Annotated in this window: 20 protein-coding genes, 2 tRNA genes and 1 pseudogene; 16 read left to right on the plus strand and 7 right to left on the minus strand. The window is 43.7% G+C overall.

Annotated elements, in window-relative coordinates; translation table 11 throughout:
• Nucleotides 1–100 precede the first annotated feature (100 nt).
• From AC060N_RS04220 to miaA, 3 genes and pseudogenes are all read right to left on the minus strand, one after another.
• A pseudogene (locus AC060N_RS04220) lies at nt 101–1,621 on the minus strand (IS1182 family transposase); the annotation flags it as partial.
• A 99-nt stretch (nt 1,622–1,720) separates the two neighbouring features.
• Complete coding sequence (map, locus tag AC060N_RS04225) at nt 1,721–2,497, minus strand: type I methionyl aminopeptidase (RefSeq protein ID WP_479526007.1); 777 nt, start codon at nt 2,495–2,497, stop codon at nt 1,721–1,723.
• Between the two features lie 116 nt (nt 2,498–2,613).
• A complete protein-coding gene (gene miaA, locus AC060N_RS04230; protein WP_479526008.1) occupies nt 2,614–3,516 on the minus strand; it encodes a tRNA (adenosine(37)-N6)-dimethylallyltransferase MiaA in 903 nt (300 codons plus the stop codon).
• A 106-nt stretch (nt 3,517–3,622) separates the two neighbouring features.
• Here miaA and AC060N_RS04235 point away from each other — a divergent pair, with 106 nt between their 5' ends.
• Both AC060N_RS04235 and smpB read left to right on the plus strand, forming a co-directional pair.
• Complete coding sequence (locus AC060N_RS04235; protein WP_479526009.1) at nt 3,623–4,207, plus strand: Yip1 family protein; 585 nt, start codon at nt 3,623–3,625, stop codon at nt 4,205–4,207.
• Nucleotides 4,208–4,249: 42 nt separating this feature from the next.
• Complete coding sequence (smpB, locus tag AC060N_RS04240) at nt 4,250–4,705, plus strand: SsrA-binding protein SmpB (RefSeq protein ID WP_153637855.1); 456 nt, start codon at nt 4,250–4,252, stop codon at nt 4,703–4,705.
• 62 nt (nt 4,706–4,767) lie between these two features.
• On the opposite strand, the gene AC060N_RS04245 is transcribed toward smpB, so the two are convergent.
• Both AC060N_RS04245 and udk read right to left on the minus strand, forming a co-directional pair.
• Nucleotides 4,768–5,499 carry a 3'-5' exonuclease gene (locus AC060N_RS04245; RefSeq protein WP_479526010.1) on the minus strand — a complete coding sequence of 244 codons (732 nt, stop codon included), beginning with the start codon at nt 5,497–5,499 and terminating at the stop codon, nt 4,768–4,770.
• An 11-nt stretch (nt 5,500–5,510) separates the two neighbouring features.
• A complete protein-coding gene (gene udk / locus AC060N_RS04250; protein ID WP_106542399.1) occupies nt 5,511–6,128 on the minus strand; it encodes a uridine kinase in 618 nt (205 codons plus the stop codon).
• A gap of 184 nt (nt 6,129–6,312) precedes the next feature.
• Between udk and AC060N_RS04255 the strand changes: the two genes are divergently transcribed.
• From AC060N_RS04255 to AC060N_RS04290, 8 genes are all read left to right on the plus strand, one after another.
• Nucleotides 6,313–6,615: a Dabb family protein gene (locus tag AC060N_RS04255; protein ID WP_479526011.1), complete on the plus strand. Its 303-nt coding sequence runs from the start codon at nt 6,313–6,315 to the stop codon at nt 6,613–6,615.
• A gap of 81 nt (nt 6,616–6,696) precedes the next feature.
• On the plus strand, nt 6,697–7,686 hold the full coding sequence (locus AC060N_RS04260; RefSeq protein WP_479526012.1) for a type I phosphomannose isomerase catalytic subunit: 990 nt from the start codon (nt 6,697–6,699) through the stop codon (nt 7,684–7,686).
• A gap of 56 nt (nt 7,687–7,742) precedes the next feature.
• Entirely contained in the window at nt 7,743–8,345 is a 603-nt protein-coding gene (yihA, locus tag AC060N_RS04265; RefSeq protein ID WP_153637859.1) for a ribosome biogenesis GTP-binding protein YihA/YsxC, read from the plus strand.
• A gap of 138 nt (nt 8,346–8,483) precedes the next feature.
• Complete coding sequence (locus AC060N_RS04270) at nt 8,484–9,419, plus strand: ribose-phosphate pyrophosphokinase (RefSeq protein WP_106542395.1); 936 nt, start codon at nt 8,484–8,486, stop codon at nt 9,417–9,419.
• A 203-nt stretch (nt 9,420–9,622) separates the two neighbouring features.
• Nucleotides 9,623–10,207, plus strand: a complete 585-nt coding sequence (locus AC060N_RS04275) for a 50S ribosomal protein L25/general stress protein Ctc (RefSeq protein WP_479526013.1) — start codon at nt 9,623–9,625, stop codon at nt 10,205–10,207.
• Nucleotides 10,208–10,222: 15 nt separating this feature from the next.
• On the plus strand, nt 10,223–10,786 hold the full coding sequence (pth, locus tag AC060N_RS04280) for an aminoacyl-tRNA hydrolase (RefSeq protein WP_153637861.1): 564 nt from the start codon (nt 10,223–10,225) through the stop codon (nt 10,784–10,786).
• A gap of 38 nt (nt 10,787–10,824) precedes the next feature.
• A complete protein-coding gene (locus AC060N_RS04285) occupies nt 10,825–11,205 on the plus strand; it encodes an RNA-binding S4 domain-containing protein (RefSeq protein ID WP_153637862.1) in 381 nt (126 codons plus the stop codon).
• A gap of 56 nt (nt 11,206–11,261) precedes the next feature.
• On the plus strand, nt 11,262–11,804 hold the full coding sequence (locus AC060N_RS04290; RefSeq protein WP_479526014.1) for a DUF4924 family protein: 543 nt from the start codon (nt 11,262–11,264) through the stop codon (nt 11,802–11,804).
• A gap of 12 nt (nt 11,805–11,816) precedes the next feature.
• On the opposite strand, the gene AC060N_RS04295 is transcribed toward AC060N_RS04290, so the two are convergent.
• Together AC060N_RS04295 and AC060N_RS04300 are read right to left on the minus strand one after the other, a co-directional pair.
• On the minus strand, nt 11,817–12,239 hold the full coding sequence (locus AC060N_RS04295; RefSeq protein ID WP_479526015.1) for a thiol-disulfide oxidoreductase DCC family protein: 423 nt from the start codon (nt 12,237–12,239) through the stop codon (nt 11,817–11,819).
• On the minus strand, nt 12,236–13,249 hold the full coding sequence (locus tag AC060N_RS04300; protein WP_463230938.1) for an N-acetylmuramoyl-L-alanine amidase family protein: 1,014 nt from the start codon (nt 13,247–13,249) through the stop codon (nt 12,236–12,238). The genes AC060N_RS04295 and AC060N_RS04300 overlap by 4 nt, the downstream gene beginning before the upstream one ends.
• A gap of 154 nt (nt 13,250–13,403) precedes the next feature.
• Here AC060N_RS04300 and AC060N_RS04305 point away from each other — a divergent pair, with 154 nt between their 5' ends.
• The 6 genes from AC060N_RS04305 (at nt 13,404) to AC060N_RS04330 (ending at nt 22,962) form a co-directional block, all read left to right on the plus strand.
• Entirely contained in the window at nt 13,404–14,207 is an 804-nt protein-coding gene (locus AC060N_RS04305; RefSeq protein ID WP_106542388.1) for a 5'-nucleotidase C-terminal domain-containing protein, read from the plus strand.
• A complete protein-coding gene (locus AC060N_RS04310) occupies nt 14,197–15,117 on the plus strand; it encodes a bifunctional metallophosphatase/5'-nucleotidase (protein ID WP_479526016.1) in 921 nt (306 codons plus the stop codon). The genes AC060N_RS04305 and AC060N_RS04310 overlap by 11 nt, the downstream gene beginning before the upstream one ends.
• A 612-nt stretch (nt 15,118–15,729) precedes the next feature.
• Nucleotides 15,730–15,819 (plus strand) — tRNA-Ser (locus AC060N_RS04315).
• Nucleotides 15,820–15,856: 37 nt separating this feature from the next.
• Nucleotides 15,857–15,931 (plus strand) — tRNA-Pro (locus tag AC060N_RS04320).
• 1,049 nt (nt 15,932–16,980) lie between these two features.
• Complete coding sequence (locus AC060N_RS04325) at nt 16,981–20,886, plus strand: hybrid sensor histidine kinase/response regulator transcription factor (RefSeq protein WP_479526017.1); 3,906 nt, start codon at nt 16,981–16,983, stop codon at nt 20,884–20,886.
• 336 nt (nt 20,887–21,222) lie between these two features.
• Nucleotides 21,223–22,962: a glycoside hydrolase family 43 protein gene (locus AC060N_RS04330; RefSeq protein ID WP_479526018.1), complete on the plus strand. Its 1,740-nt coding sequence runs from the start codon at nt 21,223–21,225 to the stop codon at nt 22,960–22,962.
• Nucleotides 22,963–23,065 lie beyond the last annotated feature (103 nt).

Genomic DNA, 23,065 nt, shown 5'->3' on the forward strand with positions numbered 1-23,065 from the left:
ATTGTTGTATGTCTGCTTTTGTGCAGGATATTGCTTCAAAAACGAAAATAATTGTATAAGGAACGGAATTTTTCGGATGTTTGGACATAGTTAGGGCCACTAACTTCCTCAAGTTGTGTCCAATGGCCATTAACCCAAACTCTACTTCTACCTTGGATAATCCTTTGAGGGTAAACCGGTTAAATTTGTTGTTTGATTTCAGCTGCCCAAACACCGCTTCCGGTTCGATGGGGCGCATACTGCGGTGGTAAAGGCCTTCTTCGCTGGTTAACCTTTCTCTTGCCAACCGGCGTAATCGGGTTAGATTGTGGTTGATTTCGAGCTTTCGGTTCCCCCTGGCTTTATAGCACAGCCCCCGAAGCGGGCATCCCGTGCAATTTTGTGCCTGGTAGATACTCACCTGGTATTCATATCCCAACTGTGTTTTGCGACTGTTACTCCCCACCTTACTGATGCGTTGTCCCATGGGGCAGACATAAAAATCCTTTTGCTGATTGTAATACAGGTTTGCTGGCAAAAAAGCATTATTCCTTTGACTTCTTTTTTGTTCTTTATGAAAGTAGTTGTACTTGACAAAGGCTTTTATGCCCTGATCTTCCAGATGTTGGTAATTCTCTTCGCTGCCATAGCCTGAGTCGGCAACCACCGTGGACGATCGCCTGTTGTAAAGTGATTCAAAATGGTCAAGGTGTGGTATCAGAGTGCTGGTATCGCCGGCGCGCTGATGAAGTGAAAAATGGGTAATAAACTGGTTCTCCGTGCTGATTTGAGTATTGTAAGCAGGCTTTAACTGCCCGTTTTTCATATGATCCTCTTTCATGCGCATGAAGGTGGCATCGGTATCCGTTTTTGAGTAGCTGTTTCTTTGGCCCAGGGTTTCCAGTTGCTGTTTGTATTTTTTCAGCTTCGGTAAGGCATCCGATTCCAATTGTTTCAACTGTTTTTGCTGTTTCCTGTTTAGTTTTGAGAGTTGCTCATTTATCTGGCGAATCTTCTGTTGCAACAGTTCGGAATCAATCGTCTGTGGCAGAGAATCTTCATCAGGAGCAGCAGAGTCCACTTCAATGCTTTCCTCAATCTCTTTTAGTACTTTCTCGATTTTGGCTTCAAGCTTCTCCTTGTATTTTTCAACTGAGCCACGCCAAACAAAAGTGTAGCGATTCGAGGTTGCTTCGATTTTGGTCCCGTCGATGTATTGTACATCAAGGCTAACGTACCCCATTTCGTTCATTAACCGAACCATGGAGGCAAACAACTGATGGATTTTATTTTTTAATTTCTGACTGCGGAAGTTATTAATGGTCCTAAAATTAGGCGTTGCTTCACCCGAAAGCCACATGTAATGGATATTTTCCTGAAGTTGCCGTTCTATTTTCCGGCAGGAATAGATATTGTTCAGATAACTGTAAAATAGTATCTTAATCATTACCCGAGGATGATACGAACTTGTTCCGCCGCCTTTATACGTCGATAAAATATCGTCTATGTTTAACTGGTCAACAACCTGATTAACCAGACGAACCGGGTGATTAGCCGCTATTTTATCGCTTAGGTTACCCGGAAACAGTACTGACTGTTGGGAAGTAACACTTTTAAATCGTACGTTTGATCGTGTTGTCATTAGCACCTTTAAGATACAAACCTTAAAGGGACAACAAAAACAAAGGCTGTCCAATTTTACTTTTTGGACAGCCTCTTTTTCTTTTGCAAAATAATTTTTTCAGGAAATCGGATATTCATTCGAAATATCAGTCAAGACTTCACAACCGGTTTCGGTTACGAGTATCGTATGTTCAAATTGTGCCGACAGCTGGTCATCGATGGTACGGGCAGTCCAGCCGTCATGTTTGTCGAGTTTTACACGTGGGCGTCCCAGGTTAATCATGGGCTCAATGGTAAAGGTCATACCCGGACGCAGCTTCGGTCCACTGTTTTTTCTCGATGAGTGGTCAACCTGCGGATCTTCGTGGAACTCCACGCCAACACCGTGGCCACAGAATTCGTACACTACGCTAAAACCCTGCGATGTTGCATAGCGGGAAATCACATAACCAATATTTCCAAGATAGTTGCCCGGACGAACCTGCTGAATCCCCAAATCTAGACAGTGCTTGGTTACATCAATCAGCTTCAATGCTTTCTCCCTCACTTCGCCTACGGTATACATTCTGCTGGTGTCACCATAGTAACCGTCGAGTATCGTTGTTACATCGATATTCAAAATATCACCGTCTTTCAATACCGTATCAGGAGAAGGGATGCCGTGGCAAACTACTTCATTCAGTGAGATACAGCTTGATTTCGGGTAACCGTTATAATTTAAGGTGGCAGGAATAGCGCCGTGGTCAAGTATAAACTGATGAATCAGGTTATCGAGGTGTTCGGTTGAAACTCCTGCTTTAACATGTGGTTCAATAAATTCCAGCGTTTCCGCTGCCAGTTTCGAGCTTTTGCGTATGCCGTCAATTTGTTCCTGGGTTTTGATGCGAATGCTCATATTAATTATGTTCGATAAATTTGCGCAAAATTGGATAAATTCATAATCAATTCAAAATAACAGAAGGTACCTGCCTTTTGTTTTGAATAATATTTTTCCTGTGAAAATCAGTAAGGTTAGGATTGCAGCCAGCGGGTGATTCGTTCTATTTTCTCTGGAAGGGGAGTGTAACCATCGAGCCAGTGGATGTCGAAACCTTCGCGTTCCATCTTCCGGAACCAGGTCATTTGTCGCTTCGAAAATTGATGAATGGCCGTATTCAGGCTGCGAAACATTTCGTCGTACGAAATTTCGCCAGTGACATATTGTGTCAGGAATTTATATTCCAAACCATAGTAGGTTAGCGATTCCGGCGAAAGCCCACTGGCCAGCAGTTTCTCTACCTCCTCAATCATTCTGTTTTCCAGCCGGTCCTTTAATCGTTGCGTGATGCGGCGGCGCCTGGAGTCACGGTCGAACTTGACGCCAACAATCAGGCTGTTGATTTCGGGGAAGGACAAATCGATTTCGGGATGTTTCTGGTAATATTCCTCAATCTCGATGGCCCGGACAGCCCGTTTTTTGTTCTCGATGTCGCTGGTGTTGTGCAGTTCTTTGTATCCGGAAAGTATTTCGGTCAGCTCTTCCAAAGACATGGCCTGCAATTCTTGTCGACGAGTTTCATTTACCGGGACCTGGATAAGCTTATAGCCTTTCAGTACGGCTTCGATGTACAAACCGGTTCCACCGCACAAAACAGGAAACTTTTCGCGTTTCTGCATCTTCGCGAAGACGTCCAGAAAGTCCCGCTGGTATTCGAAAACATTGTACTGGTATCCGGCGTCTGCAATATCAATCAGGTGGTAGGGCACCAATTCTCCATCAATAATGTAATCCGAAAGGTCCTTCCCGGTACCAATATCCATTCCCCGGTATACCTGCCGGGAATCGGCAGAGATGACTTCTCCATTCAGCGATTTGGCCAGATGGGTTGCTACGGCTGTCTTTCCCGAAGCTGTTGCTCCGAGTATAGTTACCATATTGTATTTTAATACTGCCATTGTATTGTGGAGGTGCCCGATTTAATGATGAAATATTTTGAGAATGTCAAAATAAGTTATTTTTGTAGAATTAAAGGAAGGATTAATGGAATTTAAAAAACTGGCTTCCGGAATTTACGAGCGTAGTAAGGCGCTAATTCTGCAACCAAAGGACGAATGGAAAAACATCCTCGAAGAGAATGTGACCATGAACCTGGTTGTCCGGAATTTTTTGCTGCCGTTGCTCTTGTTGTCCACAGTGGCTTCGTTGCTGGGGCGTATTATACAAAAAGTAAATATCGGGCTGGACGGTAACCTGTTGATGGCGGATGGCTTGCGTGAGTTCTTTGGCTTTTTGCTTTCGGTATATGCCAGTACATATTTGGTCAACGAGTTGGTCAAAAGTTTTGGAGGTACCAAGAATTTGCGGCGTTCGGCTAACCTGGTTATATACTCGTCAGCACCATCGTTGATTATATCGATGGTAACCGGACTGATTCCTGCCTTGTATCCGCTGGGCGTACTGGGTTTGTATTCTTTTTACATTTTTTATGTCGGAATACCTGTTTTATTTGAAGATATACCGGAACAAAAACACATTGGATTTTTTATCACATCGGTATTGTTGATGATTCTTGTCTTTGCCTTCATCCGATATTTCCTGACAACCTTCCTGATGGCATTTGCCTAAACATTAGGCGGTATTTTTGCATTATACTATCAAAGGAGAACGATGGCATTACAACAAAAAATAAATATCAAGAACCGCAGGGCTAGTTTCGAGTACGAGTTTATCGACAAATTCGTAGCAGGACTGGTTTTGTTAGGTACTGAAATAAAATCGATACGGCTGGGGAAAGCAGGTCTTTCAGACGCGTATTGTTACTTTTCGAGGGGCGAGTTGTATGTGAAGAACCTTCATATTGCCGAATATGCCTGGGGAACCCACTATAATCATGAAACGAGGCGTGAGCGTAAGCTGTTGCTGAATAAGAAAGAGTTGCGTAAACTGGAGCGGAAGACCAAAGAGTCGGGTTTGACGATTATTCCCATCCGCTTGTTTATTAACGACCGCGGTCTGGCGAAGCTGGAAATTGCCCTTGCAAAAGGTAAGAAACTGCACGATAAACGCGAGACGTTGAAACGAAAAGATGCGAAACGCGAAATGGATCGCATGAAGAAGATGTAAATCGTTTTTTGAACGAAATAATATCCCTGTTGGTGTCGACCTTCAGGGATTTTTTATTTTTCTCAGTTCGGTAAAGCTATTTCCACAGCGTCTGGTGCAATCAGCGATTCACCTTTGTAGCGAAGCAATAATTGTGCTACCGCCAGCGTATCTTTCTCGCAATAGCGGGCAATTCGTTCCAAATCACCTTCTTCATAGTAGACTGCAGCTACCTGACTTCCATCAATGTCATCTTTGGGAGTCGGGATATCGAAAACGGCGCACAACAGGTTGAGTGACGTGTAATGCTTGTAGTCTCCAAACTTCCAAAGTTGCATGGTGTCTATTAACGTATCCCGGATTTCCCAGGGCTTGGCGCCGGCAATGTCGAGTATTTTCGGAAGCTTTAGTCCATGAATGAGCATGCGGCGGGCAATCCACGGAAAATCAAATTCCTGTCCGTTGTGAGCACAAAGCTTGTGCGTTGGTGTAGCTGTAAATTTCTCCAGCATTTCGGCGAAATCAATCAGTAACTGCTTTTCATCGTCACCGTAAAACGATTTTACGCGGTAGACCCGTTGTTTGCCTTTCCGGTAGATGGTTCCGGCCGAGATGCAGATGATTTTTCCGAATTCGGCATAAATACCGGCGCGTTGGAACAGATCTTCCGGCGAATCATCTTCCGAACCAATGTTGGCCGCCTTTTTGGTCCATTGTTCTTGCAGCCGTTCGGGCATTTTGTCCAGCGACTGGGTCAACGGAACGGTTTCAATGTCGAGATAAAGTACGTGTTCAGGTTTGAGGTGATCGAGCATAGGTGTTGGTTTTAGGCGTTGTCGTTCAAATGTTTTTCGATGTATTGAGTGATAATGTCGATAGCTACGGTGTTCTGCCCGCCCTGCGGTACAATGATGTCGGCGTAGCGTTTGGTGGGTTCGATAAACTGCAGGTGACTGGGGCGAACGGTTTTCTCGTAACGCTCAAGTACCTGTGCCACGTTTCTTCCCCGCTCAATGATATCGCGCTGGATGACGCGTGAAAGGCGCAAGTCGGCTTCGCAATCCACAAAAATCCGGATGTTCATTAAGTCGCGCAGCTCTTTCGGGGCCAGACAAAGAATTCCTTCTACGATGATTACCTTTTTGGGTTTGACTGGAATGGTTTCCTCGGCACGCGTACAGGTGAGGTAGGAATAGATGGGCTGTGCAACCGTGTTCCCCGTTTTGAGTTGCCGAATATGTTCGGCGAGCAGCTCAAACTCGATGGCATCGGGATGGTCGAAATTTATTTTCTGTCGCTCCTCCAGCGGAATGTCACTGTTGTCGCGGTAGTAGGCATCCTGTGCCAGAACCTCCACATCGCCTTCCGGAAGGCTTTCAATAATTTTTTTTACCACGGTGGTTTTTCCCGAGCCGGTTCCTCCGGCAATTCCAATAACAAGCATGTTCGCGTTTTAAGTGTTCCGTAATTAGTACCAATCAGTCCTTTGCCTGATCCAATCAAATATATCAATCTTCGTTAAATCTGCGGGATCATTTTCGGTGCCTTTTTAAAAAAACTGGCGGTAAAATTATAAAGTATTAATTTCGCAAAAGAAATTTGGAACAACAATAAAAATCATTCCCATTATGATTAACCATACCGTGCTGTTCAAAATGGAAGATTTTGATTCGTCATCGGCTAAAAAAGAGGCGATTGAAAAATTGACTGCAGCTCTTCTCAACTTAAAGAACGAAATTTCCGAATTGAAACACATCGAAGTAAATCAGCACTACACGTTGGATGCGCCGTCCTTCGACATTTGTCTGGTTACTCATTTCGACAGTATCGACGATTTGGATGTGTACCGCGTTCACCCGGAACATTTGAAGGTTATTGATCTGGTGAAAGAACTGACGACCGAACGGGCTGCCGTCGATTTCAATTTCTGATTTTATTCCTTTCGGGAAGGAAATCAACTTTAGACTCTTTCTATATTTAATCTAAATCGTTAACAACCAAAAGTGTAAGACGTGCAAGAATTATATCCATTTAAGTTTCAGCCAATATATAAAGACAAGATTTGGGGTGGGCAAAAGTTGAAACAACTTCTGAACAAGGAATTTTCGCCGTTACCCAATTGCGGGGAATCGTGGGAAATATCGGGCGTTCAGAACGAAATTTCGGTTGTTGCCAACGGTTTCCTGACGGGAAATAATCTGCAGGAACTCATCGAGGTGTACATGGGTGAGCTGGTTGGTGAGAAAGTGTATGAGAAGTTCGGTATGGAATTTCCGTTGCTCATCAAATTCATCGATGCCAATGATGACCTTTCTATTCAGGTGCATCCGAACGACGAAATGTCGAAAGAACGGCACAACGCTTTCGGTAAAACCGAGATGTGGTACGTCGTTCAGGCAGATGAGGGCGCAGAGTTGATTGCCGGTTTCAACCAGGAAGTCGATCAGAAAAAGTACCTCGGGCATCTGGAGAAAAATACCCTGATGGAGATTCTCAATACTGAGAAAGTGAAAGCAGGTGATGTGTTCTTCATGCCGGCCGGACGTGTACATGCCATCGGAAAAGGGATTGTAGTTGCCGAAATTCAGCAAACATCGGATGTGACTTACCGCATTTATGATTACAACCGGAAAGACGACAAGGGAAATACCCGTGAACTTCATACCGAATTCGCGCTGGATGCCATCGATTACACGTTTGAAAAAGAGTACGGCACACATTATCATTCGCACAAGAATCAGTCTTCCGAGTTGGTGAGTTGCCCGTATTTTACCACGAATTTGCTCGAGTTAACACATTCGGTGGAGCGCGATTACAACGAGCTCGATTCTTTCGTTATCTACATGTGTCTGGAAGGTAATTACGCTATCAGCTGGGGAGAAGAGAAGGCGATGGAAGTCTCGAAAGGAGAAACGATTCTGGTCCCGGCCTCGGTAGAGAATTTCATTCTGGTGCCGAAAGATGGGCAGGAAGTGAAATTACTGGAAGTTTATATTAAGTAAAATATATCGAAGGGGAATGGCTGGCAACGTTCCCCTTTTTTAATCACGAATGACTTATGCAGATTAATAGCGCCAAATTTGTTATCAGCAATACCGACCCCGCGAAATGTCCGAAAAGCGATCGGCCCGAGTATGCGTTTATTGGACGCTCGAATGTAGGGAAGTCGTCGCTGATTAACATGCTGACCAATCATAAGAAGCTGGCCAAAACATCCGGACAGCCGGGGAAGACCCAGCTGATCAATCACTTTCTGATTAACAACGAATGGTACCTGGTCGATTTACCCGGCTATGGTTACGCCAAAGTGATGCGTAATCAGCGCAATAAGTGGATGAATTTTATCCGTGAATACATGCTTTCGCGGAAAAACCTTTATTGTGTGATGGTGCTGATTGATATCCGTCTGGAGCCGCAGGAAATCGACCTGGACTTTATGAACTGGCTGGGAGTAAGCGGAATTCCATTTGCCATGGTTTTTACCAAAGCCGACAAATTGGGAAAAACGCAGGTCGATAAAAACCTGGCAGCTTATCGGCGCGAGATGCTGAAAAGCTGGGAAGAATTGCCTCCGCACTTTGTCACTTCGGCAACTTCGGAAACAGGAAGAGATGAGGTGCTGGACTTCATTCAGCAGATTAATGATGGCAGCTACGAATAAGTAAGCAACGTTTGCCGGATACATTCGGCTTGCTATATTTTTGATAAAAAGTGATTTTACCCATTTAGTAGTTGAGGCATTATTGTTACATTTGCGCACCTGAACTACATGCAACTTCAAACTTGAAAATCAGAGGAAATGGCTGGAAATGCTCCCATCAAAATCTTTTCAGGAACCCAAACCCGTTATTTAGCAGAAAAAATATCCAGTAGTGCCGATCTGCACTTGGGGCGATCGTCTTGCCCGGTTTTTTCGGACGGCGAATTTGAGCCGTGCTACGAAGAGACCATTCGCGGTTCTCACTGTTTCATTGTCCAGTCGACTTTCCCGCCGGCTGATAACATTCTGGAACTGTTGCTGATGATTGACGCTGCCAAACGGGCTTCGGCTTACAAAATTATTGCGGTGATTCCTTACTTCGGATACGCCCGTCAGGACAGGAAAGACAAACCGCGCGTTTCGATTGGTGCCAAACTAATGGCCGACATGCTTTCAGCCGCCGGAATCGACCGGTTGATTACCATGGATTTGCATGCCGATCAGATTCAGGGATTCTTCGATGTGCCGGTTGATCACCTGACTGCTTCAACCTTGTTTATTCCGCATATCCGGAAAATGAACCTGGAGAACCTGGTGGTAGCTTCGCCGGATGTGGGGGGAACCAAACGGGCTAACACGTATGCCAAATTGTTGGGAACTGACATGGTGATCTGTCATAAATCGCGCAGCCAGGCGAATGTGGTTGGTAACATGACTGTTATTGGCGACGTGAAGGGGAAAGATGTGGTGATTATCGATGACATGATAGATACTGCCGGAACCATTGCCAAGGCTGCTAATCTGATGAAAGAAAAGGGAGCTAACAGCGTACGTGCGTTCGCTACACATGCTGTTCTTTCTGGTCCGGCATACGAACGAATTGATGAATCGGATCTCGACGAGATTTATTTTACCGACTCCATCCCGTTAAGGAAAAAGTCGGAAAAGATTAAAATTATTTCGTGCTCCGGTCTGATTGCTGACGTTATTCAGAAGGTTTACAAGAACGAATCAATCAGTACTTCGTTCATTTAATGATATTTGACAGAAGTAATCCGTTGAAAGACTTTGCCGGAGAATGTGTGTGAAAATTCTCCTTGCGTGAAGATTTCACCGGATTATTTGCTATATTTGCGCCCGATTTTGCAGCATACCTTTACTGGTGTGATGCGGATGCCTTCCTGAAAAAGGAGGGAGATCTGAGTAAGCACTTAAAAAATTAAATTAATTTATTTACGATGAAAACGTTTGAAGTAAAAGGTACTGCCCGTACAGCAGTAGGAAAAAAAGAGACGAAAAAACTGCGCGCCGAAGGTAAAGTTCCTTGCGTACTTTATGGTGGTGAAGAGCCTGTGCATTTCGAGGCTGAAGCAGGTGAATTCCGTAACGTAATCTATACACCCAATGTTTATCTGATTAACATTGAAATCGGTGGAAAAAAATACCAGGCTATCATGCAGGACATTCAGTTCCACCCGGTAACTGACGAGATTTTGCACATCGACTTCCTTCGCATTACCGAAGATAAGCCGGTTAAAATCAACATTCCTGTTCAGCTCACTGGTTTTGCAAAAGGTATCCAGAAAGGTGGACGTCTGAAAACCAACCTCCGCGTATTGCGCGTAAAAGGTTTGGCAAAAGACTTGCCAGATACCATCGACATCGATGTAACAGCACTGGGATTGGGCGAAAGTATTCGCGTAGGTGATGTTCAGGCTGAAGGTCTGGAAATCCTGAACAACAAATCAGTTCCGGTAGCCAGCGTAGTAATTACCCGTGCAGCACGTGCGGCAATGACTGCAGCTGCCAAAGGCGGAAACTAATAAAGCAATTGTGTTTTGAAGTACCTGATAGTAGGTTTAGGAAATATCGGGGAAGAATATCAAAATACCCGACACAATATCGGATTTAAAATATTGGATGCTCTTGCCGGAGCGTCCAATATTTCTTTTAGCGATAAGCGTTATGGCGCTGTCGCTGAAATGAAACATGCCGGGCGTACCTTCATTCTCCTGAAACCTTCCACGTATATGAACTTAAGTGGAAGAGCTGTGCACTACTGGATGCAGAAGGAGAAAATCCCGGTCGACAAGGTTCTGATTCTGGTGGATGACCTGGCGTTGCCGCTGGGTAAAATCCGTCTGCGGGCCAAAGGGAGCGATGCCGGACACAATGGTTTGAAGAACATTAACCAGGTGTTGGGCCGGCAGGATTACGCCCGTTTGCGGTTTGGTATCGGTGACGATTTCCCGAAAGGATACCAAATTGACCATGTACTGGGCAAGTGGTCGCCGGAAGAGGAAGACGTCCTTCCTGAACGAATCGAGCTTTGTATTGATATCATCAAGGCTTTTGGAACCATTGGCGTACACCGGGCCATGAGCCAGTTCAACAACAAATGACCTTTGTTGTTGACATCTCCGTTTTTTAATTTTGCATCATGGAAGATCAGGTTCGTGTAGATAAATGGCTATGGGCTGTGCGGGTTTTTAAAACCCGGAGTATTGCTACGGATGCCTGCAAGAAAGGACGGGTAACCATTGATGGACAATCGGTGAAACCTTCGCGGACGTTAAAACCGGGCGAAGTGATCGAAGTGCGGAAAAATCCGGTGAGGTATTCGTACAAAGTGAAACAGCTTATCCAGAAGCGGGTGGGAGCCAAACTGGTTCCGGAATACATGGAAGACGTTACGCCGGCCTCGGAACTGGAAATTCTGGAAATGCAGAAGAATATGAGTTGGTTCGAGCGTGAGCGGGGAACCGGACGCCCAACCAAAAAAGAGCGCCGCGATATTGATCGGTTCAAAGGAGACTGGTAATCTCTGCATCTTTTCATCGCTTTTCAATTTCAAATCAACACTAAAATTTTTGTTCGATGTTAATTGCTCGTCAAAAACGGAAAGAGAATATTGTTGAGTACATCCTCTACATGTGGCAGTTGGAAGATTTGATTAGGGCCAACCAGTTTGATATGGATCGCATCCGCCAAAACATTGTGGACAAGTTTGACAGTAAGGACGGAGAACGGGAAGAGATAGCCCGTTGGTATGAAAACCTGGTCCTGATGATGGAGAGGGAGAATATCAAGGAGAAAGGCCATCTGCAAATCAATAAGAACCAGGTGAATGATTTGTATGAATTTCATTTGCTGGTGACAAAAAGCGGGCAGCTTCCGCAGTACGATATGCTGTACCGTCAGGCGAAACCGTTTATCGATGAGTTTTCGGCGAAAGCGGGAGGAGCAGGAGAAAATGATATCGAAACCAGCCTGAATGCGTTGTACGGTGTGTTGTTGTTAAAACTGAAGGGTGAAGAAGTATCTCCGGGTACGTTGGCTTCGGTGAAGATGTTCAGCCAATTCCTGGCGCATTTGGCGCAATATTACAAACAATACGAAAGCGGAAAACTGGAGTTGTAGCCATTACGACTTTCAGTCGAGAAAACGATGTGCAATTTCCGGTGATGGAATTTCGCAGGCGTCTTTCTTGCCAAACCAACGATACCGGTTTCGGGCTATCCAGTGATAAACTCCATCCCGAAAGGAAACCGGCAAAATATTAAAGATTACCAACCAGTTCCAGGGTGCTTTTAGGTGATGTGCAATCCGCAAAGCAGCTGTCGAAGCGGTGAAAACCTGTTTTTTTTCGATAAGAACAACGCTGTCCGCATCTTCGGGGAGAGCATATTGGTGGCGAACTTCAGAGGCAAATTTCCCTTGCAACGGAGCAAAGCGGTAACGCTGACTCTTCTCATATTTCAGAATAAACTGAACCGATGCATTGCATAGGTTACATACGCCGTCGAAAAGGATGACGGGTCCTGTTCCTTCCTTATTTCTATCTCCGGAATTCATTGACGCGATTGATAGTCTTTGACGATTCCTTCCGTCAACCAATCCGCCAGCGCCTGTCGATTATCGGGGTAGATGATTCGCTGCTGATCGCGTGTGTGATTGATGTTCCCCATTTCGATGTAAACCGCCGTGGGATTGGTTCGCGTTAGCATGTAAAGTCGCCGGCTCGAAACCGTGCCGTTGTATCCACGATTCGGTTGATTTTCCTTATAATTTACTTTCATGGAATGGCGCATTGCCTCGGCCAGTTGCTCGCCGCTCTTGCTTTTCTCGAAGTGGTAGAAGAAGAGGTCGATGTTCCGGTGCCGGTTCCGCGCATCCACATGGATGATGATGCATCGTTTGTATTTGGATGACGGGTCTCGCTTGTATAGCTCATTCACGGTGGCTGCCCGTTGACGAAGTCGTTGGTTTTGGTCGAGCGGTATCTTTTGGTGCGGGTAACAATATTCATCCGAGCGATTCTCTAAATAGTATTCGTCGCGGATTCCGTCTTTCGGGTCACGAATAATGAAATATACTTTGGCGCCGTGTTGAATCAGTGCTCTGCCCAGTCGTAGTGTCACGTCGTAGGCATATTCGTCTTCGGTTAACCGGTGCTTACCAATTTTTCCCATCGCTCCCGGGTCTGGACCTCCATGGCCACTTACGAGGTAAAATACAGCGCCTTCCAGTTTCCGGTCCTGAATTCGCACCTTCTCGTGCTCTTTTCCGAACAGTGGCTCTTCAGCATACAATGTGGCTACCGGAAGCAGATAGCTTCGTCCCTCATATAAAGTATTGTTCGGCCCCAGTTTCGACTTATTCAGCTCAATGAATTTATTCAGATATTCGCCGGCAGGCAAGCCGTTTCGCTCCAGCAAATTATAGATACCATCACCTCTTTTCGCTTTTACTTCCGGATGGTCTGAATTTTGTGCAAAGCTATTCCCAAACCAAAACAGAATAAAAATGGTGTGGATGGTAACACGGATGAGAATGGAGGGAGATTCGGGAATTTTTTTGTGCATCAGGTTGGTGCCTTTTTTAATCCTACTTCACTTTTTTGCTAAAATAACCTCAGTTTCAGACAAAATCAATACTTCTGACGAGGTATTTACCAATTAACCTTGTTCCGTCATAAATAGTTTAGGGAATGTTTTGTTATTTTCAACCTTTACAAAAATGAATAGACCTTTGTTTCCACTGATGAAAATTGAAAGAATGCGGAAGTTTTTCCTGTTGCTGGTATTGACATCGGCCCTGGCAGCGTGTCAGCAGCATACGGCAACTGTTGGCCAGGTACAGTATCAAAATATCAAACTGGATTCCACGCTGAACGTAACGGCCGACCCCAAAATTGAAGCTCAGATTAAACCTTATCGAGATAGTCTTCAGGCGCAAATGTCCCAAAAGCTTTGTGTTGCTCCGGAGGCGTTGCTTGCCGGACGACCGGAAAGTTTGCTCGGAAATTTTGTGTCCGATTTGGTATTGACTGAAGGAAAAGCAATCTGTCAAAAGAAATATCCGGATGTCCATCCTGCGGTGAGCTTCATGAATCGCGGTGGTTTTCGGGCACCCATCCCGAAAGGAGAAGTGACGGTAAAAAATATCTTTGAACTGATGCCTTTCGAAAATGAAGTGGTTTTGCTGAAGTTGAAAGGCAGTGATCTGCGTCGTTTAATGAATCACATGGCTTCGCGGGGCGGAGAAGGCGTTGCCGGAATGCGTTTCGGTATCCGGAAAGACAAAGCCATCAAATGTCGTGTAGGCGGAGAGCCGCTGGATAACGACAAAATCTACTGGATGGTGACAAGTGATTACCTGGCTGATGGCGGTGATGGTAGCAAAACGTTGTCGAAGAATTTGCAACGGATAAATACCGGTGTCAAGCTACGTGATATGATTATCGATCATATGCGGAAACTGGGAGACGAAGGAAAGAAGGCAACAGCAAAACTCGACGGGAGGATTTATCATGCAAAATAGGAGAACGTTTATCAAGAGCCTGGCGGCCGGCTCTGTCGGTGTGGGCTTGTTGGGAAAAGCTGCTGTTTCGCTGGCTGCTAAGAGTGATGACTACACCAAATTGAGCATTCTGCATACCAATGATTGGCACTCGCATATCGATCCGTTTCCGGCCGATGCGCCCCGTCATGCAAACGAAGGGGGAATGGCTCGTCGTAGTGCGTTGATCAATCAAATACGAAAAGAAGAAAAGAATATTCTGCTGCTTGATGCCGGCGATGTTTTCCAGGGAACTCCCTATTTCAACTTCTATAAAGGAAAGTTGGAGTTCGAACTGATGAGCGAAGTCGGTTATGATGCAGCCACCATTGGAAACCACGAGTTCGACAATGGTTTGGAAGGAATCGAAAAGCAATTGCCGCATGCGAAATTTCCGTTTATCTGCTCCAACTACGATTTCTCCGATACCATCCTCGCCGGGAAAACGATTCAGAACAAAGTTTTCGAACGGGGAGGAATCCGGATTGGAGTTTATGGACTGGGCGTTGAACTGGACGGTCTCGTGGCTCCCGATAACTTCGGGAAAACCCGTTATCTCGATCCGTTGAAGGTGGCTTTGGAACAGGAGAAATACCTGCGTGGAGAACGGGGCGTGGACATGGTCATCTGTCTTTCGCACCTGGGGTACAAATACCGCGACGATAAGGTAAGCGACCAGGCGATTGCCGATAATACCTACGCTACCGATCTGATTATCGGCGGACATACGCACACATTCCTTGAACATCCGGAAATGCATACCAACAAAGCCGGTAAACAGATTTTGGTGAACCAGGTAGGATGGGCAGGTTTGCTGCTTGGACGAATCGATTTTTACGTAACGCGCAAAGGAGACGCCAAATCGGAATATACAGCAATTCCAATTAAGTAGATACAACAAAGACTTTCAAAGGATATTCCCCGGCCGGAAATGGTTGGGGATTTTTGTGTTGCGAAACGGAAGAGATGATGGTGTTCGTTTTGAAAAAGACATAAAAAAACCGCATTAACCCCTAGTTGTGTAAAACCCCGATGAAACAGGATTTGAGTGCCTGGCTGATCAGACTTCCAACGGCAGTAAAACTGCCTCCACCCGAAAGTGGAGTAAGGCCTGTCTTAACAGTCATAAGCTTACTCGGTACTATTAATAACGTTGAGTTTACCAATATACAGGAATTAATGCGGAAACATTATTTCGTTTTCAATGAACGTTCTTTAGTATCACTACATCGAAAGTACACCGCATCTCCCAATTTTCCAAGCGTTCGGGGGCTTTTTTATGCTCCGGGTCCTTATTCAGAATCAAATTTCGCTGATTTTGAAATCATTGGGATAACCTGTTTTGCAATATTTAACGTTTATGTTAATATGTATGCTGTAATGTGCATAAAATCAATATGCTGTGATGTGATGTTAAGTTAAAGTGCAGGGAGCTGTCATTTTTTGCAAAAATTATTTTGAGCAAGTGAAAATCATTTCTACATTTGCAGCACCCAAAATCAACGGAGAGGTGGGTGAGTGGCTGAAACCAGCAGTTTGCTAAACTGCCGTACGGGTAACCGTACCGGGGGTTCGAATCCCCCTCTCTCCGCCACATCAGCGGATTCCTCCGGGAGTCTTTTTTTACGATTCGGGGTGTAGCGCAGTCCGGTTAGCGCACCTGCTTTGGGAGCAGGGGGTCCCAGGTTCGAATCCTGGTACCCCGACGAATCAAGATTCATTCTGAGTTAAAAGCCTGTTAATCGTATGATTAGCAGGCTTTTTTATTTTTGTCATATCAATTCAAAGCAGAACGTGGTCGTTGGATTAATCTTTGTTTCTCAGATTGAAGATTGCTATTTCAAGCAGACGGAAATGATGCCCCAATGAAATCAGAGTAAGTTGCTCCCCATACATGGATATCAACAGTGGTTTCAGCATGTCCCCAGATTTTCTTGATGGTGAAGTTTTACTTTATTGGTTTGGATGACACCTCAATTTGTTATCTGTTTCGCAGTGGGCAGGCAATCGGGATTTCTCGCTCTTTCCGCTCTCTCGTCTCCGGCGACATCCTTTTTCCGAATTCATATCGTTACCAGTGCTAGAAGAGTAAAAACATCGGTGTCAGAATTCATTGCTTTACCCATCAATCCGATAGCTCCTCCCGAAATCTATTAAATATCCCCGGGGTACTTGTAAGGTATAGGGCGAAAGTGTGTTATGTGGGTTTTTAAAGGTGGGGCATGTCCAGAAATTAAAATAATAAAGCCCAAATTAAAAATATTGCTGTCCTCCGATGATTAATATTGTTGGAATGTCAACTAATCCAAATCAATCTATGAAAAAGGTTTTCGATATTTTCATGTTCCAACTTTTAAACATTGACCTGGCAAGGTGCATTCTTCCAGACGAATTTGTCACCTTCACGATCCATTAAGACAATCTGTAACCGGATGATTTTCATAAAGAGATAGCGTGGGGGGTAAATTTCAACGCGTTCTATAGTGGTTCAATGAATAAGATTGTGGCAAAATTGTGACGTCGCGATATATTTCATCGGGAAATAAAACGTTCATAGAAGTGGTATTTCTGTAGGGTTATTTTAAATCAATATACGGTTTGTTCTATGATTTGGGTATAAGGTGGTTAGAGGTGTTTATAAAGAGAAGATGTCCGAAAACATCTCGCGAAATAGTTAAAATAGAAGGAAATCACTTTTTTTGATAAGCTTTTTTCCAGAAGTATTTAGCTGAATGAAATGATTTAGGGTTTTCCAATGAAATTAAAATTCAACATATCTGCTATTTTCCTTACGATTGTTTTGGGCTTTACTTTCCTTTCAGGGCAGGCGGCAAATCGAGTTCAATTTTATAATCTTAATGATGAATATGGGCTTTCTATCAGGGAAGCAGACCAGGTTTTAAGAGATGATAACGGTTTTATCTGGATTTCGTCGAAAATGGGAATTGTCAGATACACCCAGGACGACATCCGAACGTATCAGCTACCTTATGACACCGAGGATATCATTAACGTTCATTTGATCTATAAGAATGGTGATTTATACGTGTACACAAACAACGGGCAGATTCTGAGATACAATAGTATTCAAGATAAGTTCGAGATGATAATAAATATTTCCAAGGTTTTACGGAATCCTTTTTTGATTGTTGAACGCGCGTTTGTCGATAATGACGGCCGGGTCTGGCTGGCTTCCTCGGTCGGATTGTTTTGCTATGACCGAAAAAGCGGATTGAAATCCGTGGTGCCGAACAATAATATTCAGGATATGGAGTGGTTTGATGACACTCACTTTTTTTATGTAATAAATAACCTGATAAAACTTTTCGATACCTCCAACTTTACGAGTCAGGCATATTATGAGTTTCCTGAAAAGACTGACTATTCTGTTTCCCGGCTATATTATGACAATAAATTAAAAAGTCTTTGGATCGGCACAATATCGAACGGTCTTTTTATACTGAAGAAGGAGAACGGTATATTTAAATTCACAGAGATACAGGATATCCCCAACCAGCCGGTTTTGGCTATTGAAGCCAATTCCGACTCAACAATGATGGTTGGTATCGACGGTCAGGGAATTTGGAAGATTAACAAAGCCACTCATCATATCATTAGTGTCTATAAAGAAAATTCCGACGATCCTCGCTCGTTAAAAGGGAATGGCGTCTATGATATTTATTGCGATGCCAATAAGCGTGTCTGGGTTTGTACATACAGTGGCGGCGTATCCTATTTTGACCAGGCAAATCCATATGTGACCCAAATAAAACACATTATCAATAATCCGAATTCACTGGTAAACAATGATGTGAATAGTGTATGGGAAGATGATTATGGCAAAATATGGTTTGCAACCAATAATGGTTTGAGCAGTTGGGATGTCGCTGGCAACCGATGGAAAACATATTATCATAACAAGAAGGAGCAAGCTCAGGTCTTTTTGTCTGTTTACGGCGATAAACAGGGTAAAATATGGGCCGGAACCTATTCTTCCGGTGTATATGTTATCGATTGCAAGACAGGTAAGGAGTTGGAGCATTATTCGTCGGCTGATTTAGGTGATGACTTTAATTGCAATTTCGTTTTTGACATTTACGAGGATACCCAAAAAAAACTTTGGATTGGAGGCGTGCAATCCGACCTAATCTGTTACGAGCCAGGTAAGAATAAATTCCAATCCTATCCTATGTTCACTTATGTTATTCGCGAATATAAGCCGAACAAGTTGCTGTTGGGAACCACCTATGGATTAGTGCAGTTTAACCCGTTGACCGGTGATAATGAGAATTTAGTCGAGGGCTACGTGGTTCGTGATATCTATGTTAATAAAGAGACGGTTTGGCTATGTACGAGTGGTGATGGCCTGATACGGTACAATATGCGGTCAAAAAAAATAAAACATTTTACGATTGAATCGGGGCTGCCGTCGAATTTTGTAAATGGCATCATGAAGTCGGATGGTTATTTATGGCTAGGTACTGAAAAAGGGATGTGTCGTTTAAATCCTGAAAATAATAACATAGCAACCTTTAATTCAATACTCCCACTTTCGCATGCTTCCTTTAACACTGATTCACACAGCCGGTTAGCAAACGGGAAGATGGTGTGGGGAACGAACAGGGGGGCCGTCATATTTGATCCCAAAGCCGTTAAGATTATCAAACCACAGGGGCGCATTTTTTACCAGGATCTGACTATATCGGGACAGTCTATACGCGATTCGGCAACCTACCATCTAAAACGCCCATTGGATAGTCTGCAGGAAATCAGGTTAAAATACTACCAGAACACTGTTAGTTTGGAGCTGATTCCTATTGGGGTTAATTCGCCCGGGTCGAAGTTCTCATGGAAGGTAGAAGGATTGGATAAAGAGTGGAGTAAACCTTCCAAAAACAGGATTCTGTCTTATTCGAATATTCAGAGTGGAACTTATTCCCTTCGTATTCGGATGTATGATGGTTCGTTATCGCATATTGTTGACGAACGCCAAATTGTGTTGCATATCATACCACCGTTTTGGGATACATTCTGGTTTCGCCTCTCTTTGTTTTTGTTTATTGCAGGATTAGGTGTCTTTCTGTTTTACTATTATATCAATCAATTAAAGAAAAAGCATTCAGAAGAGAAGATTCGTTTTTTTGCAAATACAGCTCACGAATTGCGAACTTCACTGACATTGATCAAAGGGCCGGTTGAGGAGTTGCATAAGGAGACGAATTTATCGGACAAAGGAGCTAATTACCTTCACCTGGCGACCGAGCAGACCCAACGTCTGTTGAGTGTGGTCACTCAATTAATGGACTTCCAAAAGGTAGATGTCGGTAAAGAGAAAATAATGCTATCGATGGTAAACATTGTTAAAACGGTTGAAAACCGCGTAATGATGTTTAAATCATATGCTGAAAGCAAGCATCTGGAGATTGTTTTTTCATCGAATTGTTCTGAATTCGTCACGGCTGTTGACGAATCCATTATAGAAAAAGTGATTGATAATTTGATTTCCAATGCGATAAAGTATTCGTATCCAAACAAACAAGTGCGTGTTGTCCTGGAATGTTCTTCAAGTAAATGGGAACTGGAGGTCATCGATCAGGGCATCGGAATCAGTAAAAAGGCACAACGACAATTGTTTAAAGAGTATTATCGTGATGACAATGCTGTTAACTCCAAAATTGTCGGTTCGGGGATCGGCTTACTGTTGGTGAGAAACTATATTGCCTTGCACGATGGAAAGGTAAGCTTTGAGAGCCAACTGAATGCTGGTTCGACATTCCGGATTTCTGTACCCTGTAAAAAGGTCGATGAGTCAGAACCCGCACAAAGTCAGGTGTCAAAGGTAAATATATCTCCAATTCAATCGAAGAATGTAAATGCGTTGACAATCAAGGAAGATGATTCGTCGTCGCGGCCTGCCATGAAAGTTTTGGTTGTGGAGGATAACGATTATCTGCGTGAGTTTCTTAAATCAACTCTGGAATCTCAGTTTACCATTCTTCTTGCCGGAGATGGACAAAAGGCATGGGAATTTATCAAAAAGGAAAAACCTGATCTGGTGGTTTCCGATATCATGATGCCCCGGATGGATGGCTTTGAATTGTGTCGTAAAATTAAATCCACTTACGAAACTGCTCATACGCCTGTTATTCTGTTGACATCACTTGATGGAAAAGCCCAACAAATGAAGGGAATTGGACTGGGGGCTGATGATTATCTGACCAAACCCTTTGATGTTACGTTGCTTCAGCAGCGCATTAAATCCATTATAAAGAACCGGGCAGTCATTCGGGAAAAGGCATTGAAAATTATCAAACTGAATGAGGACGAAACGATTTTGGAGAACGAGTTGAATGATGGTTTCATGAAGCGCCTGGTGCAAGTCGTAAGGGAGAACATGGCCAATGCTGAGTTTTCAAAAGACGATTTTGCGTTGGCGATGAACGTGAGCCGTTCCTTGTTGTATAAAAAGGTTAAGTCGTTGACCAATCAATCACCCACTGATTTTATCAAATCCGTACGACTGGATCATGCATTGGATTTGTTAAAAACCAGGAAATATAGCATAACTGAGATTAGTGAGCTGTGTGGGTTTTCAAGCGTTAGCTATTTCAGTACCGTATTTCGAAAACACTATGGAAAATCTCCGACACAAATCGGCTGAACAAATGAAAAAGGGATTTTTTGAATCCCTTTTTTTATGCTCGTGAAAATTTTTCAATTCCTGATACCAATCGATGAACACTGTATTCATCCATCCCGCTATGATTTTACATTCTCTTAGGTTTCTGGTAAGGTGCAGATATATAGATTTTTACATAACGACTTCGTCTTTGTGTTCAAAATTGAAAATCAAATATCCAAAATCAAAAACCATCCTTTGTTGGTGAATTTATTTTTGAACGTGTTGAAATAGGGTTTTGTTTTGAATCACCATCTTTTTTTTGGCCGATTTAAAGCAAACGAATAACTAACTACAGATCTAAACCAATTCTAACGAATGAATAAGAAAACTGCTCTCTCTGTTTTTCATGTGCTATACTTGCTGGCATTTCTTTCGATATCTGGTTCTTCATGTCAGACCCAATCAAAAGATGGTGTGCCAAAATTCGCAACGGATAGTCTTGTTGCTCATTTTGATTATTTTACATACAAAGGAGACGATGATTTTTACAAAGAAAATCCGTTACCCGGAGATGATTACTATTACAATCCCATACTACCGGGCTGGTATTCAGATCCGAGCATTTGTACAAACGGCAATGATTACTTCCTGGTAACATCCAATTTCTCGTATTACCCGGGTGTCCCCATTTTTCACAGCACAGACATGCTGAACTGGAAGCAAATAGGCAGCATTTTGGACACTCCTTCCAAGCTGCCTTTGGATGGCCAACGCGTGAGTGAAGGTATTTTTGCTCCCGCCATCAGCTATAATCCAAACAACAAGACGTACTATATGATAACGACCAACATTCGTCGTGGAAACTTTTTTGTGAAAACAAAAGATCCTTTTGGCGAATGGTCTGAACCTGTTTGGTTGCCAGATATTCATGGAATTGACCCTTCTTTCTTTTTTGATGATAATGGGAAAGCGTATATCGTTAACAATGATGAGCCGGATGGTGGTTCGACTTACAGCGGTCATCGCGCCATAAGGATTCGTCAGTTTGATGTGGCGACGGATAAAACATTTGGCCCCAGCATCATGCTGGTAAATGGAGGCGTCAACCTCGCCGAGAAACCCATTTGGATTGAAGGGCCACATATGTACAAAATCAATGGTAAATATTATTTAATGTGTGCCGAAGGGGGGACATCCGTGAATCACTCCGAGGTGATTTTCAATGGTAATTCTCCGATGGGGAAATTTATCCCGTGGCCCGAAAACCCCATATTAACTCAACGCGATTTGGATCCCCGTCGACCATTGCCCATCACCTGTGCCGGCCACGCCGATTTGGTGCAAAAAGACAATGGCCAGTGGTGGTCGGTATTCCTTGCCTGTCGACCTATCAATGATAAGTTTGAAAATCTTGGACGCGAGACATTTATGATGCCTGTTCGCTGGAGTATTGATGGATTCCCTTATATAACCAAGGGAGACGAAGTTATTCCACGCATTATACGGATGGACGGTGTGAAACGGGATTCAACTACAACCTTTGGCAATTTTGAGAAGAATGATGATTTCAACTCGGAAAAGCTTGGCCAGGAGTGGATGACCTTACGCGGACCGGCTGAAGATCTCTACTCTTTAACTGCCAATCCCGGATTCCTTACATTGAAATGTGCCGACGTAACATCAAGTGAGCTTAAAACACCAGCTTTTGTTACACGCCGCTTGCAGCATCATCAGTTTGAAAGTACCACGAGCGTTTACTTCAAACCCTACTCGAAGTCTGAATCGGCTGGCCTATTGTTGTTTAAGGATGAGGGACATCAGTACTTTCTGGCCCTTGGACGACTAAAAGATAATAGCGAGACCATTAGTTTACGAAAAATTAAGCGCGGTGGAGAAGTTGAAATATTGGCGTCCCATCCGCTGAAACTGGGCGAGGGAGCAACCAAATTGAAGGTTGTTTCCGACGGGACGCACTTTAATTTCTACTATGCCCCGGCCGGTAGCTCATGGAAGCTCCTGGCCAGCAACATTGATGCATACTACCTATCCACCGCTAACGCTCATGGATTTACCGGAACAACCATCGGCCTGTATGCAACCAATAAATTCGATTAAACCGAATACTGTATGAAATGTGGGATAGTCCTGTTTTTATTGAAGTTATTAATTCAACTATAAACAAATCTTACCTATGAAAAGAATGAAAATCAATGAAAAG

This window comes from Prolixibacter sp. DSM 2831 (assembly GCF_056493735.1).